The following is a 16,645-nucleotide window of genomic DNA, read 5'->3' on the forward strand; positions in this document are numbered from 1 at the left end:
GGGCCACCCCGAGCTCATCGCAGAGGGTAGAAATCGGAACCCCCTCCAAAAGATGACGCCGCAGCGCAGCTACCTTCTCCGTACCGCTGATATGCTTCCGTTTACGTTTCACTGTGAATTCCTCCGTAGGTTGTGATTAACTTACAGGGTATTCACTCCGATTCCAACTGGAACAAAACACTGCACGCAAGGGTGCCTACAATGGGGCCGGGAAATTGGGCAATCAATACTTACTCGACAGAGCAAGTCCCACCCCAACGTGCGGGACCGTCCCCCGCTTTAAGAACACGGCACGGTCCCGTCCAGAGGGAATGCCCCCGTTCAACTACCGGGAACCTCGAAAGAAAATGAGCGCGAAGCAATTGCTTGCTTCGCGCTCTTTGTATGTTTTGGCTGTCAACTTAACGGGGGGTTAGATCTGGCCTTCTGCCGGCGCCGGTGCTTCTTCCACTACCGGAACATTCTCGACCGGAGCTGCGGCTTCGGGAGCCGGGGTGACTTCGGCGGGTGCGGGAACGGCTTCCACCGGTGTCGGCTCGACCACAGGCGCTGGCACGGGCGCTTCGGGGGCCACTACCGGAGCGGGAGCTTCGACGGCGGGCGCGGGAGTTGATGCTTCAGCACTGTCGTCTTTCGCACCGGCGGCGATCCACATACGCAACGTGTGCACCTGCTCGTCGGTGAGGGGGGGCTCGTCTTCCGGCATGCGGGGTTTGGCAATACCCCGAATGTAGTGAATGATGGAACTCTCGTCGGGTTTACCGGGAACGATGCCGGGGCCGCCCTTCTTGCCGCCCTTGGCCATCCCTTCCACCGTGGTCATGTCGTAGTCGCCATCCGCATCGGGATTCTCGTGGCAGCTCGTGCACTGATCGTCGATGATGGGCCACACGTCGCGTTTGAAGCTTACCAATGCCGCTTCTTCGGCGGTGAACTCGCGGATCGGCAGCCATTCGGGGTTCTCCGCAAGTGCGGCGGGCATCGGTTCAACCGGCGCGGACTCCGCAGGCGTTGCGACGGGCGCAATCTCGGCGGGAACGGGTGTCGGTAGCGCAGGGTTCGCCGGAACAGCATTCTCGCCGGGCATTACGGGGGCGGGAACCGGAGTAACCGGTTCCACCACGGGCTCCGGAGCCGTCTGATGCACCATCGGCGTCCCCACGCCGTGATTGTAGACTAGCGCGCCGCCCAGATGGCCCGTGCTGGCGCAGAAGATGTTTGTCGCTATGGCGCCGACGGCCGCCAGTAATAGACCGCCGATACGTATCACGTCGAAACGGATAAGGGAGAGGACAAGACAGATCAGGGTAAATGCCCCCGCATAGAGTACTTGCTCGGCTGCGGCCTTGTGGGCGGAAATCTGATCCCACACGGCGGTGGGCAGGGTATTCGGCACCAGATCCCGCGCGTCTTCGCCCGACTCTATGGCCACATAGGCCGAGACGACGACAATGACGAAGAGCAGGGCCGTCAATGCGCGCACCGTGTTGTTCCGATGAAAGATCGCGCTGAGAATGACGAACAGCAGGCCGATAAACGAGGCCGCGATCGGCATATGCACGATAGCGGCATGGATCATGGAGGGATTGGAAAGCAGTTCAGAGATATTCATGAAGGAGCACCTGTTTGGAAATTCCCCGCGAAAAGCGATTAAAAACAGAAAATACCGTAGCACAGAACGGGGGAATAATCAAAGTTCGGCCTCCTTCGGCTACTCGGATGGAGCCTCCCCACAGGGGATACATCCCTCAAAGTGGGAAATAGTTTCACCGGTCGCGGTCTCCAGCGCATGCCATGCGGAGTACAGGGCTACCCGCGCCAGGGCGAGTCGAGCCTCTGCCGCCACGAGATCCCGCTGGGCCTGATTCAAACGGGCCAGACTCCCCTGTCCAGCCTCATACTCCTTTTCCACCAGGTCCCGGTTGGCCTGAACATACTCGGCCGTGGTCCGTTGCAGCGCGAGCGTCTCCTGGGCGGTCTGCAAGATGATGCCGCTCCGGCGTATATCTTCGGTGGCTCCCAGCCGCAGGGCTTCCAGCAGGTACTCCGCCTCCTCCAACTGGTGCCGAGCCTCGGCAACCGTGGCGCGATTGCGGCCCCCGGCGAAAATGCCATAGCTGATATCCACACCGACCGTCGCTCCAAAGTCTTCCTGCTCGAATCGGGCGTTGTCCGACGCGGAAGCGCGCTGGGAGGCAAAGGTCCGCACCTGCGGATAGTAACTTGACCGGCGTTCCCCGAGCTGGGCCTCGATCCGGGCGACCTGGAACTCGCCCTGCTGAATGTCCGGACGCGTCGTCATGGCCTCGCCGATCATTTCCTCCAGATTCGGGGAGTGCAGGTCCTCCGGAACTTCCTCGGGCAACGGAGCAATCTCCACCGCTTCCCCGAGCTTGGCGTCCTGCAAGCCCATAAGCGCCGCCAGAGCAACCCGTGCGACCTGTTCCTGCCCTTCGGCCTGGATCCGAGCCGACTGAGCGGCCCGCAGGGCCACTTCAAAATTCAGCACATCGCTCTTCGAGCCCGTGCCGCGCTCTTTGCGAAGGCGGGCTTCCTTCAACAAACGTTCGTTGAACGACTCGTCCGCACGGGCGATCGAGGCGTTCTCCCGGGCGAGCTGCACCCCATAATAACTCTGGGCGATGGCATCAAGAACCAGTCGCACCGCTTCACGATGGGCCGCCTCGCTCTCCTCCCGCCCGAAGCGGGCCATGGCATTGGTGAAGCGTCTCGAAAAGCCGTCAAACAGAATGTACGATGCCGTGAGCGAAGCCTGATAATTCTCCACACTCTCGTCCACGCTTCCCCGCGCCTGAAGTCCGGAATAGAGTCCCGCGATGGACGAGAACAGCGCCCCCTCCACACCACCGCCCTCGCCCGTGTCAAAAAGCGCCTGCGGAATACTGCCCCGCAGGGAAGAGGTTAGTGGAGATAACAGCGCCTGGTCTTTGGCGGCATTCACCGTATTGGACGGCAGGTGGGTGTGCGTAGCGGAAAAGACGGCGTCCAACTGGGGTAAATATAGGGAACGAGCCTGGCGTACCCGCGCCCGCGCCTGGTCCACCCGCGCGGCGGCCGCGAAAAGCGTGGGGTTCTTCTCCAGGGCAAGCTGTTGTGCGGCACGAAGATCGAGCACGAACGGCACAGACTCACCCGACTCCTCCGCGGTTGTCTCCGCCGACGGTGCGACAGAATCGGGAGCAGTGTCGGATTCCTCAACCACGGGAAGAGCTTCCACAATGTCGAGGGAGCGGGGCTCCTCGCCCGACAATTCCGCAGAGAAAAAAGCGATGCTCAGCGCAAATATCGAGACGATCCTCAGGCTTCGCATGGGCCACTCCCCAATCTGGACAAGGCGTTCAAGGCTTGTTCGCCGACCGATGACATCCATGTTCATGGTGAAACCACGCTTAAGGGCTGAGTTTGGCGCCCCTGATGGGCCTGAGCGCTCGCGAGGGAAGCCGCCTCACCCACCCAGGGCTCCACCGCTTCTCTCGTCGGCCATTCACGATGCCCGAACCAATAGGCGAGACGGCGAAGGTCATTCAGAATCAGGAGCAGGCATGGAAGCAGGATCAAGGTCAGCAGGGTGGCGAAGGCCACGCCGGCCGCGAGGGAAACCGCCATCGGCACCAAAAACTGGGCCTGCACATCCGGCTCCAGAATCAGCGGCGCGAGTCCGCCCACGGTGGTCGCCGTGGTCAGGAAGATGGCGCGGAACCGCCGCACGCCGCCTCGCCAGATCGCCTCGCGGAAGGGCATGCCCGTAGCCACCAACATATTTACGCATTCGACCAGCACGATCGCGTCATTCACCACGACGCCCGCGAGGGCCACAATGCCGAAGAGGCTCATCATGGAAAGTTCAAAGCCCAGGGCGAGGTGCCCGAGAAAGGCGCCGATGATACCGAAGGGAACGGTGATCATGATGACCAGTGGTTGCAGATAGGAGCGGAACACGGTGGCGATAATTACGTAGATGCCAATCAGTGCGAGCGGGAAGGAAACCTTCAGACTGGTAAAAGACTCCTGGGACTTCTTTTTCTCGCCCTGGAAGTCCACATAGAGTCCCGGATATTTCGCCTGAAGTCCCTTGAAGAACTCTTTTTCCATCGCCGTAACGATAGTATCCGTATTTGCTTTGTTCGTATTGACCTCCGCCGTCACCGCCACACGGCGCATCCCATCCGTCCGCTTGATATCCGACAGGCCCGCGCCATACTCAATGAAGGCAACCGAGTGTAGCGGAACTTCGTGGCCCTGCGGGGTACGGATCCGGCGTTGCTCAAGCTCCGCTATCTGCTTGCGCTCTTCCGTGGTGTAGCGCACCCGCACGCGAATGTCGTCGCGGCCCCGCTGCATTCGGAAAGCTTCTTCTCCGAAGTAGCCCGCATAGACCTGACGGGCAAGATCCGCCACGGTCAGCCCCAGCACGCGGGCCTCGGGCTTCAGCGTGAACTTGAGTTCGTTCTTCCCCGGCCGGTAATCGTCCTGGATTTGGTACACGCCGTTGAAGGTGGACAGTTCTTCCTTCAGGTCGCCCGCGGCTGCGTTGAGAACGTCCATATCATGGCCCTGAAGCCAGATTTCAATGGCGGCGCCGGGCGGTCCGTTCTCCATACCGACGATGGAAAGGGACAATACACCGGGAAGACTCCCCACTTCCTTTTCCCAGTCGTCGGCCAGCGTCTCATAGAAAATCCCGCGCGACGGCGAGTCCAGCAGTTCAACACGGATAGAGGCGACATTGTTGCCGTTTCTTGGAGGGCCCTCCTGGATCATGGAACCTATGAGGGAGAACGTATTCTTGATCAGCGGTTCGCCGGTCAGCGTCTTTTCCCGCTCGGCGATCCGTCCCAGTGCAGTTTCCAATTGCTCGACCGCGGCCTGGGTGACGGAGAGGGGCGTTCCGTCGGGGAATTCCACGCTCGCGGTCAGAATGTCGGAGTCCACCTTGGGAAACATTTCAAATTTCAGAATGCCCCCCGCCCATATGCCGATTGCGAAAAGAAAAATAGAAACCGAGGCGGCCAAAGACACGTATCGCCACCGGAGGGAAACCTTGAGAAAAGACGCGTAGGGGTGTTCGGCCACCCAGACGAGACAGTCATTGGTAAAGTGGTGGATTCGAAAGGCCATGGCGCGACCCCGTCCCAGTCGGCGCTGTTCGTGGGCATCGGGCAGGTTATTCAAGTGCGCGGGAAGGAGAATGAGGCTTTCCACCAACGAGACGCTCAGGCAGGCGATCACCACCACCGGCACGATGGCGATAAACTTGCCCATGATCCCGCCGATGAAGCCGAGGGGTATAAAGGCCACGATGGTGGTGGTCACCGCCGCGATCACGGGCAGGGCAACTTCCCGCGTGCCTTCGATGGCCGCTTCCAGTGGCCCGGCGCCGTTAAGTCGCGCCACATAAATGGACTCGCCCACGACAATCGCGTCGTCCACGATAATACCGAGCACCATGATGAGGCCGAATAGCGAAACCATGTTGAGGGTTGCGCCGAGGGCCCACATGACGCCGAGGGCACCCGCGATGCTGATGGGAATACCCATGCTGGCCCAGAAGCTCATTCGCAGGTCGAGAAAGAGCCACAATATTATGAAAACCAGTGCCAGGCCCATGACGCCGTTCTCCAGGAGAAGATCGATCCGCGCCTGGAGCATGACGCTGGTGTCATTCCAGATTCGGATGCTTAGCCCCTGGGGGATTATCCGCTCTTGTTCGCTCACCCATTTTGTAACGGCTCTGGATATGGCGAGCGCGTCTTCATCCTGCGTCTTGAGCACGCCAACGGTGATCGCGGGAGCACCATTCAAGCGGGAGACCAACTGGTCTTCCGAAAATCCGTCGTCGATACGCGCGATTCGGTCGAGCGTGATGACGTCGCCGTCGGACTTGGCCATCACGACAATCTCGGCCAGCTCGCTGCCGGTATATTTCCGGCCAATCGTGCGGAGGCGGATATCTTCCCCTTCCGTGCGGACGGTGCCGCCGGTCAGATTCAGGCTGCTCTGCCGGACGGCCTGGGACACCTGGGCAAAGGTGAGCCCGTACTCGCGCAAGCGCTCTTCCGAAACCTCAATGCCAATCTCATATTCCCGGGCGCCCATGATCTGAACCTGGCTCACCTCGGGAAGGAGCTGAAGGGATTCCTTGACCTCTTCCGCCCACTCCTTAAGCTGGCGTTCGTCGAGCCCCTCGCCTGCGAGGGAAACCATCATGACTTCGCGCCGCAAGGTTACCTCTTCGGTGATGGGGCGCTCCGCATCTTCCGGGAACGAGGAAATGGCCTCAACCTCGTTTCGGACTTTGTCCTTGACGACGGCGGTGTCGTAGCCCTGCTCCACCTCGATCAGCACCGATCCAAAATTCTCGGACGATGTGGAGGTGTAGGTCTTAATCCCCTCAATGGCCTCGATCGCTTCTTCAATTTTGCGGCAGATCCCCTCCTCCACATCCTCCGGATCGGCGCCGGGCCAGGGCACACGGATCTGAATATAATCCAGACTGAATTCGGGAAAGGTCTCCCGAACCATATTCAACGCCGCCAGGAGGCCCATGACGATGAAAAAGAACAGAAGAATGTTCGCGAAAACCGTGTTCCGCGCAAATGCCGCCAGAAGACCTCTCATGAAGGCGCAGCCTCTTGCGCCTCGGGAGCGAGAAGCGTGTTGGGAAGGGGATTTACGAGGCGCGTAGTGATCACCTCGTCTCCGGCGGCCAACCCTTTAACGAAGGTCTCCTCGCCATGATTGCGCACGACCTCCACAGGATGGATCATGAGACGATTGTCCCGGGCGAGATAGACGTTGCCCTCATAGGTTACCGCCCATCGCGGCAGTCGAAAGACCTGCTCCATCGACTTGCCGGGAATCTCCACCTGGCAGAACATACCCTCAACCAGAGGCAGGCCGTCCCCGCCCACGTCCGCCCCTTCGGGACTTATGCGAACCGCAACCGTTACCGTGCGCGTCTGCGGGTCGAAGTTCTCGATCCGGTCCGCAGTTCCCTCCCAGCGACGCGCATCGGGGGCCTCGGTCCAATAGATGGAACAGGTGACGGGCTTAATCGCCCCAAACCAGGATTGCTCAGCACCCGGCGCATCGCCTTCAAACTGGAGCCAGCTCCGGGCATCCCGGCTGTCGAGGGACACAGATATCTCAAGCACACGGTCGTCCGCCAGTGTCACGACGGTCATTCCCGGATTGACGTATTGGCCCAGCTCGAGATTCACACTTTTGACGCGGGCATCGAACTCCGCCCGGACTTCCGTCCTGGAGAGATTCGCATCCGCCAAGGCGAGTTGGGCGCGCGCCGCCTGCAGGCCGCTCTGGGCCTCCTCGATCTGCACCGGGTATAAAGAGACCGCTTGACCAAGTTGATCGCGTGCATCCGCAGCCTGATTGAAGGCCATTTCCGACTGATCCACCGCGGATCGCGTTCCCACGTCGTCCTGTTCGTAGAGCGCTTTGACACGTTCATGCTCGGCCTTCATCAGGGCCTCGTTTCGCTCTATCGTGCTCAGGCGCTCCGTGTCAATTTCCATCTGCCGGGTGAGCCGCTCGACCGTTTTCTCGAACTGACGTACTTGCGCCGCGGCGCGGTCGCGGGCGGCGATGTAGTCGCTCGCATCCAGGCGAAAAAGCAGGGCACCCGCCGGAATCTTTTCCCCCACCTCCAGATTCGGGTGTACTTCGGCCACAAGACCCGGTACTTCCGCCGATAGCGGCACCACGTTTAGCGCGCGCACCTCGCCCAGACCGGTCACGACGACCGGGACAATTTCCGGAGCCACCTGAAGCGTCTCCACGGGGAGGGCCCGCTCCACCTGCACGGCCTCCGCAGGCTCTTCCTTGAGGTACACCATCAGCGCCATCGACATTACCCCGACCGCAAGTACGACGATGCAGACCAGCACCCGAACGATGAGCGAGGCCTCCCGGGTATGGCCCGCCTCTTCTGAGGTGACCGCACCTGCTTCCGAAGGGGTTGCCCCCTGTTCGTCATTGTTCATCCCACCCCTTCTTTCTTCACCAACGGCCCAAGCTCCGAGCGCATCTCGGCTGCGATGATTTCACGAATCCGCGCGTAAACTTCACACCACTGCGCCGAGCATGAGGGCCCGAGTTGTATCAAAAGTGCGCTTATGTATTCCAGAATCTGCCCTTCCATTTCTTGAAAATGAACGGCGCCCGTTTCCGATAACCGAATCCGAACCTCGCGGCGATCCTGTTGAGACTGTTCCCGAATCACCATCCCCAACTCCACCAGACGATCCACCATTGCCGAGGCGGACGGCGGGGTAACGTGAAGCGCGTCCGCAAGTTCCTTAACGGAGAGTTCACCGCGCTCGTCGATGGCCATCAGAACGTTACTCTGCACGAAAGTAAGTTCGTTGCCGACTTCCGAACTCCCCCCTTCCCTTGCACGGGCCTGAAATTTGTGGCAGAGCCGGTCTTTGAGCAGTCTTACCGTCCGGTAAATTTCCCGTGCCTGGGTCTGGGTCGGATCACTCATGAGCACTTCCCTTAGTTAGGATGCCTAATTATAGTGGGGTCGAAGGAATAACTCAACCGCGACGACCAAGCCCGCTTGGAACCCGCCTCGGCGCGGGGTATACTTCCACCTTCACGAGTTCCCCTGGGTCCGTCCTTTATGTTTGAATCGATGCCACTTCAGTGTGCCCCGTCCAATCTTTCCGACTATGTGGGCGAAATTCTTCCGGGGTTCCAGGAAATCTACGGTACGGAAGCCGCCGATCACTACGCTATCGCCGGTGCCGCTGGAATCGCCGCAACTATGGCCCGCCCCGATGTCCTCGCCTTCGGATGCGCCTCCGAAGGGGTCGTCTGCGCCCTGCTTCTCGCGAAGCGGGAGAATACCCGGACAACTCTTTCATTCTTCCATGTGCTGCGGCCCTATCGTCACTCGGGCGCGGGGAAAGCCCTGTTGAATTTCGCGCTGGATTCGCTGGAACCGTGCGCCGATATCTTCACAGAATTCATACCTTTTTGCCCAATAGACCTGGACAGCGTTTTTTCGAAGCGTGGTTTTAGCACGTTGAATCGCCAACTCATGTGTTGTCCCACGGAATCCCGACCATCACACTACCGTGGGGAATTCGCGTTCACCCATCCAGCACCTGCGGATCTTCACGCCCTGGCGACCGTTCTGGCCGAGACCTATCGGGGGCACCCGGAGCGTTTTCTTTTTCCCGAAGTGCAATCGGCGTCTCGGGCCCTCGACTATATACTCCGCGCCACGGTCGGCGAGTTTGGGCGACACAATAGCACCCACACCCTCGCCGCCTGGCAAAATGGTCAATGTGCCGGGTTTGGCATCGGGTGTCAGGTACTGCCGGGCCTGGGGTTCGTCCTCCACCTGGCCGTCGCCCCCGCATTCCAAGGTATTGGACTGGGCACCGCGCTTCTTAAGGGGCTGAGCACCGCCTTTGCCGAGGAGGCGCTGGACTATATTGCGCTGGGTGTAACATGCGATAATCCCGCCGTTAACTTGTATCATCGCGCCGGATTTCGGATAAACGCACGAATTCCGGTGTACTATCGACTCGCGGGGGCATTCGAGGGTGTGTCTCCCTCGAACCACCCACAAACGTAATCTTGATGGCGCCCTTTCCCGTCGCCCGATGGAGTCCGCATGCGAAAGAAGTTGTTCATTGCCTTTGTCGCCCTGCTACTCGTGGTGGGCGTTTTCGGTTCCGTTGCGGGCTATAAGCTCGATCAGACCTACGGCTGGCTCCCGTCCTCCGTCGTAACCCACGACTCCCTGGCTACGGCCGATACGCGCCTGCGCCTGGTGGTGGATACCGCGCGACTGGGCGAGGAGCTCAAGCCCTACTATCCCCCGGAGTCCCCCTTGCCCGCATGGCTTCCCTGGGATCTTGCCGGTATCATTCCCAAAGTGCTTCCGAGAGAGGTCGCGTTGCTCGGGAATTCGGATTTCCGCGACGGTTCCTACCGCTTCACCCTGTTCCTCAATGAACAGCGCGGCGGCCCTTTCCTGCCCGATTTTCTCAACAATCAGACGAACTTCAAAGAAGCGACCTCCGCCATCAAGTGGGATGATCCCGGATTTTCCCTGGAAGGACGGGGCAAACTGCAGGCTCAGGGCTCTCTCGCCTTGCCGGAAGGCCTCGAATCGACCATTCTCGAAAGTTGGACCATGGACTCGCCCGAGGAGACGCTGACGCTGCACGGCGGTCACCTGGCCGAGGGCGTCATTGACAATCGAACGGGCGATATCGTCACTCTTATTGCCGCCTGCGCGCCCATCTGGGGCTCCAGCCTTGAGCTGCTCAAGACCAACCCCCAGTTCACCGCGGCGCTGGACCTGCTTACACAAGTGACCGATGTACGGCTGGCGATGGACCTGAAGAATCCGGACACACTGGTCATTCAGCTCCTTATCCATGCGGCCCCGGAAGTGCGGGGGCGACTAGAATTCATGGGACCCTTTGTATTGCCCATGCTCGCCACCGAACTCAAACGCACCCACAAGCTGACGTTGGAGAGCACCTACGGCTGGCTTGAAGAAGAAAACACGTATCGCGTGGAGATGAACATTACGGGGGTGGAGGCGAAGTTGAAGGAGGCTTTTCTCGGCCTGAATACGGCAACGCCGACTCAGGAAACACCGCGCGCATCCCGCTGATGGGACACCTGACTCAGTGGAGCAGGGTACGCCCCTGCATGGCGTGGGAAAGCGTCGCCTCGTCGGCAAATTCCAATCCGCTACCCATGGGGACACCGTGCGCAATGCGGCTGGCCTTCACGCCCCGCTGGGCGAGTTGCCTCGAAAGGTAGAGCGCGGTCGCTTCGCCTTCCGCCGTGGCGTTGGTCGCGATAATCACTTCTTCCACCGCGTTGCCGCCCAGGCGGGCATAGAGCCGATCCAGACACAACTCGGAAGGCCCCACCCCTTCGAGGGGATTGAGCACGCCGTGGAGCACGTGGTATCGCCCCCGAAACATCCCCCCCCGTTCAATTGCCATGGCGCCCGCGGGCTGCTCCACAACGCAAATGAGGGAGGCGTCGCGCCGCTCATCCGCGCAGATGACACAGGGGTCTTCCTCGGTGAGATTCCTGCAGATCCCGCACGTTGTAATTCGCTCCCGGGCGCTTCGAATCGCCTCGCTCAGGCGGTAGGCATCGTCCGCGGGCGCACTCAATAAATGCAGGACGAGCCGTTCGGCCGAGCGCTTTCCCACGCCGGGAAGCCGCCGAAAGGCGTCCACCAGCCGTTCCACGGTTGGAGAATCCAGCAACATGGGCTTAGACCGGCTGCCGCTTTTTTTCGCCCAGAATTTCCGCGCGCACGGCCTGCCACTCCTGCAGCACCGCATCTCGGGTGATGATATCCAGTCGCTGGGGAAAAAGAATGCCGTCGAGGTGATCGTACTCGTGCTGGATTATGCGGGCCAGGAAGTTTCTCGCCTCGAGGTGAACCGGCGCACCGGTCTCATCGAAACCCTTGACCTCCACGTAGGTTGCCCGGGGAATCCGATCGGAGTAGACCCGGGGCATGCTGAGGCAGCCTTCTTCCCCTTCCTCGCTCCCGTCCATGGCAAGAATCTCGGGGTTCACCAGGCAACGGGGTTCGCCGTCCGGCTCATGATACACGAAGATGCGCTTGGCCACACCCACCTGAGGACCGGCCAGGCCCACACCATCGGCGGCGTGCATGGTCTCGATCATATCCCGCGCGAGACGGGCCACGTCGGGTCCTATCTCGGCGTAGGGCTCCGCCTTGCGGGTGAGGGGGTCATCGGGAAATAGAACGATATCAAGTACGGACATGTAGCTGGACTCCTCGCTCTATGGTAACACAGCGCGGGGCCGGACTCCAGTAAAAATGGGGTTCCGCGCGGTCAATGCGACCGGAGCCGGGTGTCAGGACCGGATGGTTTTGGTCAGTTGCTCGACCATCTGGCGCGAGACGGCGGACTCCTTTACCTCGGTGGAAACCTTGTCGCAGGCGTACATTACCGTGGTGTGATCCTTGCCGCCGAAGGCTTCCCCCACATCGCTCAATGAGAGACTGGGGATCAACTCCTTGCAGAGGTACATGGCAAGCTGGCGGGGCTTCACAATCTGGCGCTGGCGACTGCGACCGTGGAGGTCGGCGATGCGGACATCGAAGTGATCGGCCACCGCGCGCTGGACCTGCTCGATGGTGACCGGCTTGATCTTCTCAGAGCCGATCAGGTCGCGCAACACATCTTCCACCATCGAGATGGAGATCTTCTCCTCCGTAAGGCGGCTGTAGGCCAGTACCGTGATCAGGGCGCCTTCCAACTCGCGGATGTTGGTGGTGATGTAGGTCGCGATGTAGCGCATGACATCGTCGGGAATTGTAAGATTCTCTTCCTGGGCCTTGCGCTGAAGAATGGCGACGCGGGTCTCCAGATCGGGCGGCTGAATGTCGGTCACCAGGCCCCACTCAAAGCGCGAAATGAGACGTTCCTCTATACCACGCATTTCCTTCGGGCTGCGATCGCTGGACAGCACGATTTGCTTGTGCATGTCGAAGAGCACGTTGAACGTGTGGAAGAACTCTTCCTGGGTTGCCTCTTTGCCCGCGATGAACTGGATATCGTCGATAAGCAGCACGTCCACCTTGCGGTATTTGGCGCGAAACTGCTGGGTCGACTTCTCCGCGATGCTCTGAATGAGCTGATTCGTGAAGTGTTCGGAGGAAATAAACACGCAGCGCAGATCCGACTGACGCGACATGAGATATTGGCCGATACCCTGCATCAGGTGCGTCTTGCCGAGCCCCGTGCCGCCATAGAGGAACAGGGGGTTGTAGGCCCGACCGGGGGACTCGGCCACCGCGCGGGCGGCGGCGTGGGCGAAGCGGTTACCCGAACCAATTACAAATCGGTCAAAGGTGTACCGGGGATTAAAGCCGTTGTAGCTGCGTGGAGTCGCACCGGGCCGTTTGACCGGAGCGCGTTCCGCGGTCGACGGCGCCTTGGACTGGCCCATGGGCCTGGGAAGCCGGGCTACGTTCAGATCCGCCGTGTGCTCGGGGCGGGGAATAAACTGCACGGACTCGAAGTCCGGCATGACCTTCCGAAGGGAATCGCAAACGGCATCCATGTAGTGATCGCGCAGCCAATCGGCAAAGAACTGGCTGGGTACACCTACAAGCAACTGGCCGTTTGCGCAGGACTCGAAGCGCGTCTGGGCAAACCAGTTCTTGTAGCTGTACTCATCCAGCGCCGCCTGCAAGTGCACCTGCGCCTGTTGCCATGGGTTCACTTCGCTCTTTGAAGCCATCATCTCTCCTGTCCGACCACGAACACCAACCGAATCAACTCATTGCCGGAATAAAATAGTATGCTAGTGCAATTGACGAGCAAATCCAGTTGTCGTTTGCCACACCCTCAACCGACCGGGGCGAGCCAGAATATGACTCTCAAGCCCTTGACCAGGCCGGATCCCGAAAGTTATCCACCAGTTCTCCACGGGTTTCCAACAAGTTATCCACACCTTCATTCCGACCTGTAAAATCAAGGGTTTTTGATAAAATCAGGTCCTGAGTTTGCACCATAAACGCGACCCATGTCAAGCCCTGTGCTAAGTACTTTGTCTGCTTCGTGTTTGACCTGCTGCCAGCGGCGCTCCAGCGCTTCCAGGTCGCAATCCCCCACGCTTTTTCCTTCGCCGGCGAGCGATTTTTTGAGAAATGAGTACCGGTTGGAGAAGCGCGCGGTGGCGCTCAGGAGCTCTTCGCGGGGATCGGCCCCGAGAAAGCGCGCCAGATTGACGGAGATCAGGAGGAGATCTCCGAGTTCCTTCCGGGCGTGGGGAGCGTCTCCCGCGGCAAGCGCGTGGCGAATCTCCCCTATTTCCTCCTCCACCTTGTCCAATACGCCGGCAACGTCAGGCCAGTCGAAGCCCTCCGCCGAGGCGGACGCCTGAACACAAAGAGAGGCGATCAGGGCGTCGGGCGGGTCACAGGGTGAAAGCGTCAACGCATGAACTCCTCTCTATGAATAGATACACTTCACCCGTCGGGTGTTCGAAGAGATTTCGCCAAAGACCCACCGCAACGGGGGTGTGCGGGACGAACAGGCCCCCTCCCGTGGACCTGCGATCCCGCGTGTCTGGCGTAAAAAAATGAGTATAGCATCCGAATAGTTCCAACGCAAGGACAAAATGGAAAACGAAGTGAATACAGGGGAATTCGGTGAAATTTTACCGTCGCCGTCACGCGGGAGAGCGCCGCGCGCCGTGGCACCCAACCCACCCGAAGTCCCTCCTGCGCATGGGATTCAAGTCCCGCTTTGTGCTACGATAGGCGTCTCAATGGCAGACTGTGAGACCCTCCCTGCCACCCCGCTCTCAACCCGGTTGGAAAGTGAAGCTCGATGACGTTGTCCCGCGTAGGAATTACCCTGGGTGATGTAAACGGGATAGGTCCTGAACTCGTCGTCAAGCTCTTTGCCCGTCACAATCCGGCCCAGTGGTGTGCGCCCGTGGTGCTGGGCAGCGCTCAGGCCCTTCAGCACGCGACGGCACTTTGTCCGGGGGCTCCCCCGATTGTTGCCCTCCCTTCGCTGGCCGCCTCCGCGCCTCCGGGGTGTATCCCCGTGTTTGATGCGGGCGTTAAAGGGCCGCACGTGCGGTATGGTGTCCTCGATCCAGAGGCGGGCCACAGCGCGGTGGCGTGGATAGAAGCGGCCGCCCGGGGCTGTATGGATGGAACGCTGACCGCCATGGTTACCTGTCCCATCAGCAAGGAATGCATCTATCGAGCGGGGTACCACTACATCGGGCACACCGAGCTGGTGGCGGAACTCACCGACACGCCAGACTACCGCATGTGTCTTTTCACGGATTCGATGCGCATCGTGCACATTACCGGCCATCTGTCCCTGCGTGAGGCCCTCGATTGTGTCAAAAAAGACCGGATTGTCCGCTCCGTTGAAATAGGCTGCGAGGCCCTTCGCAAAATGGGATTCGCCGCACCGCGCATCGGAGTCGCGGGGCTCAATCCCCACGCGGGCGAAGCCGGCGCCTTCGGTCGGGAAGAAATAGAAGAAATCCGCCCCGCCGTGGACGCCTGCATCGCGCGTGGGATTGATTGCAGCGGGCCCTATCCACCGGACACGATATTCCGGAAGATGCGGGAAGGTACCCTGGACATGGTCATTGCCATGTATCACGATCAGGGGCATATCCCGCTGAAACTTATCGCCATGGACGAGGGGGTCAACGTTACACTCGGTGTACCCATCATTCGCACCTCGGTGGACCATGGCACCGCCTTCGACATCGCGGGCAAGGGCCTGGCTCGTGAATCAAGTCTCGTAGCCGCCCTGAAACTGGCCATCGCCCTGGGAGGGCGCTCATGAAATCCCGATTCTGGACCCGGCGCGTCGCCATTGCCGCCATTGGAACACTGCTCACGCTGCCATGGGCCGCGCAGGCGGGCATGCGCGCGCGGCCCCAGCCTTTTCAGGTGGGCCCAAACCCTTCCGCCATTGTAGCGGTGGATCTCAACGGCGACGAGTGGCCGGAGATCATCACCGCGGACCGTGGCGTGCTCAGCGACCTGCGTGAAGAGCGCCCCGCGAATGACGAGCTTTCGTTGCTCATCGCGCAGGGCGATCTGAAGTATGAAAAGCTGCACCCCTCCCTGAAGACGGATTTCGGGCCCTATGCCCTCGCCGTGGCCAATATCGATGCGCACAAGTGGCCCGATATCCTCGTGGCAAGCTTCCACGCCACGCGCCACCGCGATCTTTACCTTTTTCTCAACCTGCGGGACGAGGGCATCTTTCAGCCTGAACATTTCGGAGTGGAAAGCGATACCCTGGGTTACAAGCGGCAAATGGACGGCGATGGCGTTCCGGTGTACCATCGCCCCGCCTTGACCTCCATCGACGCCGGTGACATCAACCAGGATGGTCTCCGGGATGTGCTGGCGACGGGCTGGGGCAGCGACGTTCTGGTCTATTTCGAGGGCGACCCCGAAACCCACTTCAAAGCCCCGGTGCTGGTCGATCTCCCCGGCGCGCCCTTCTGCCTGAAGCTGGCGGATTTCAATCATGATTCGAATCTGGACTTCGCGGTCACCCTCATGGCGACCGATGAAGTGGCTATCTGGCAGGGCGACGGTACCGGCGCCTTTAAGGAGGTGGAGCGATTTTCCAGCCGGGGAAGGCTTCCCCACCGTATTCAGGTGGCGGACATCAATCAGGACGGCCAGCGCGATCTCATTGTGTCGCACAAGCACACGGATGATTCCATCGTGGTCTTCTATGGCACCGGCAAATTCAACTTTGGCGTATCCCAGGAAATCATGCTCGGCGCGGACCGCAACGTGCTGGAGGAGGGCATACAGGACATCACGGTGAGCGACTTCAACGGCGATGGATTCCCGGATATTGCCGCCGCATGTTACTCATCCGAGCGGGTGGTCGTCATGACCACGGACAACAGCAAGAATAAGCCCTTCCTGGAATTCGCGCAACAGTCCTATCAGTTCAAAGGGGGACAGCCGCGTGCGCTCTGCAGCGCCGATCTGAACCGTGACGGCAAACCAGACATCGCGGTCGCCCTGTGGGGCCTGAACTCGGTGGGACTCCTGCTCAACGAATAATCCGAA

13 protein-coding genes are annotated in these 16,645 nt (G+C 60.2%); 4 read left to right on the forward strand and 9 right to left on the reverse strand.

The genetic code is table 11. From position 1 onward, the window contains the following. Window positions 1–412: 412 nt before the first annotated feature. The 5 genes from JNK74_03080 to JNK74_03100 all read right to left on the reverse strand — a co-directional run bounded on the left by JNK74_03080 (window position 413) and on the right by JNK74_03100 (window position 8,524). Window positions 413–1,612 (reverse strand): hypothetical protein, encoded by a 1,200-nt coding sequence (locus JNK74_03080; GenBank protein MBL7645154.1) that lies wholly within the window; start codon window positions 1,610–1,612, stop codon window positions 413–415. Window positions 1,613–1,711: 99 nt separating this feature from the next. Continuing rightward, on the reverse strand, window positions 1,712–3,331 hold the full coding sequence (locus JNK74_03085; GenBank protein ID MBL7645155.1) for a TolC family protein: 1,620 nt from the start codon (window positions 3,329–3,331) through the stop codon (window positions 1,712–1,714). 62 nt (window positions 3,332–3,393) lie between these two features. Then, complete coding sequence (locus JNK74_03090; GenBank protein ID MBL7645156.1) at window positions 3,394–6,639, reverse strand: efflux RND transporter permease subunit; 3,246 nt, start codon at window positions 6,637–6,639, stop codon at window positions 3,394–3,396. Then, window positions 6,636–8,021: an HlyD family efflux transporter periplasmic adaptor subunit gene (locus JNK74_03095; GenBank protein ID MBL7645157.1), complete on the reverse strand. Its 1,386-nt coding sequence runs from the start codon at window positions 8,019–8,021 to the stop codon at window positions 6,636–6,638. The genes JNK74_03090 and JNK74_03095 overlap by 4 nt, the downstream gene beginning before the upstream one ends. Continuing rightward, complete coding sequence (locus tag JNK74_03100; protein ID MBL7645158.1) at window positions 8,018–8,524, reverse strand: MarR family transcriptional regulator; 507 nt, start codon at window positions 8,522–8,524, stop codon at window positions 8,018–8,020. Before JNK74_03100 ends, JNK74_03095 begins: the two co-directional genes overlap by 4 nt. 138 nt (window positions 8,525–8,662) lie before the next feature. Here JNK74_03100 and JNK74_03105 point away from each other — a divergent pair, with 138 nt between their 5' ends. Continuing rightward, complete coding sequence (locus JNK74_03105; protein ID MBL7645159.1) at window positions 8,663–9,625, forward strand: GNAT family N-acetyltransferase; 963 nt, start codon at window positions 8,663–8,665, stop codon at window positions 9,623–9,625. A gap of 39 nt (window positions 9,626–9,664) precedes the next feature. Then, window positions 9,665–10,678 carry a hypothetical protein gene (locus JNK74_03110; protein ID MBL7645160.1) on the forward strand — a complete coding sequence of 338 codons (1,014 nt, stop codon included), beginning with the start codon at window positions 9,665–9,667 and terminating at the stop codon, window positions 10,676–10,678. 13 nt (window positions 10,679–10,691) lie between these two features. Here JNK74_03110 and recR read toward each other — a convergent pair whose 3' ends face one another. From recR to JNK74_03130, 4 genes are all read right to left on the reverse strand, one after another. Continuing rightward, window positions 10,692–11,294, reverse strand: coding sequence for a recombination protein RecR (recR, locus tag JNK74_03115; protein MBL7645161.1), 603 nt, complete (start codon window positions 11,292–11,294; stop codon window positions 10,692–10,694). 4 nt (window positions 11,295–11,298) lie between these two features. After that, window positions 11,299–11,823, reverse strand: coding sequence for a peptide deformylase (gene def, locus JNK74_03120; protein MBL7645162.1), 525 nt, complete (start codon window positions 11,821–11,823; stop codon window positions 11,299–11,301). A 93-nt stretch (window positions 11,824–11,916) separates the two neighbouring features. Continuing rightward, the gene (gene dnaA, locus JNK74_03125) at window positions 11,917–13,308 is read right to left on the reverse strand and encodes a chromosomal replication initiator protein DnaA (GenBank protein ID MBL7645163.1); all 1,392 of its coding nucleotides are present in this window, start codon (window positions 13,306–13,308) and stop codon (window positions 11,917–11,919) included. A 233-nt stretch (window positions 13,309–13,541) separates the two neighbouring features. Then, on the reverse strand, window positions 13,542–14,006 hold the full coding sequence (locus tag JNK74_03130) for a hypothetical protein (protein ID MBL7645164.1): 465 nt from the start codon (window positions 14,004–14,006) through the stop codon (window positions 13,542–13,544). A gap of 396 nt (window positions 14,007–14,402) precedes the next feature. Here JNK74_03130 and pdxA point away from each other — a divergent pair, with 396 nt between their 5' ends. Together pdxA and JNK74_03140 are read left to right on the forward strand one after the other, a co-directional pair. Further along, on the forward strand, window positions 14,403–15,389 hold the full coding sequence (gene pdxA / locus JNK74_03135) for a 4-hydroxythreonine-4-phosphate dehydrogenase PdxA (protein ID MBL7645165.1): 987 nt from the start codon (window positions 14,403–14,405) through the stop codon (window positions 15,387–15,389). After that, the gene (locus tag JNK74_03140; GenBank protein MBL7645166.1) at window positions 15,386–16,639 is read left to right on the forward strand and encodes a VCBS repeat-containing protein; all 1,254 of its coding nucleotides are present in this window, start codon (window positions 15,386–15,388) and stop codon (window positions 16,637–16,639) included. The genes pdxA and JNK74_03140 overlap by 4 nt, the downstream gene beginning before the upstream one ends. Window positions 16,640–16,645 lie beyond the last annotated feature (6 nt).

The sequence above is a fragment of the Candidatus Hydrogenedentota bacterium genome (genome assembly GCA_016791475.1).
Taxonomy (GTDB): Bacteria; Hydrogenedentota; Hydrogenedentia; order Hydrogenedentales; family JAEUWI01; genus JAEUWI01.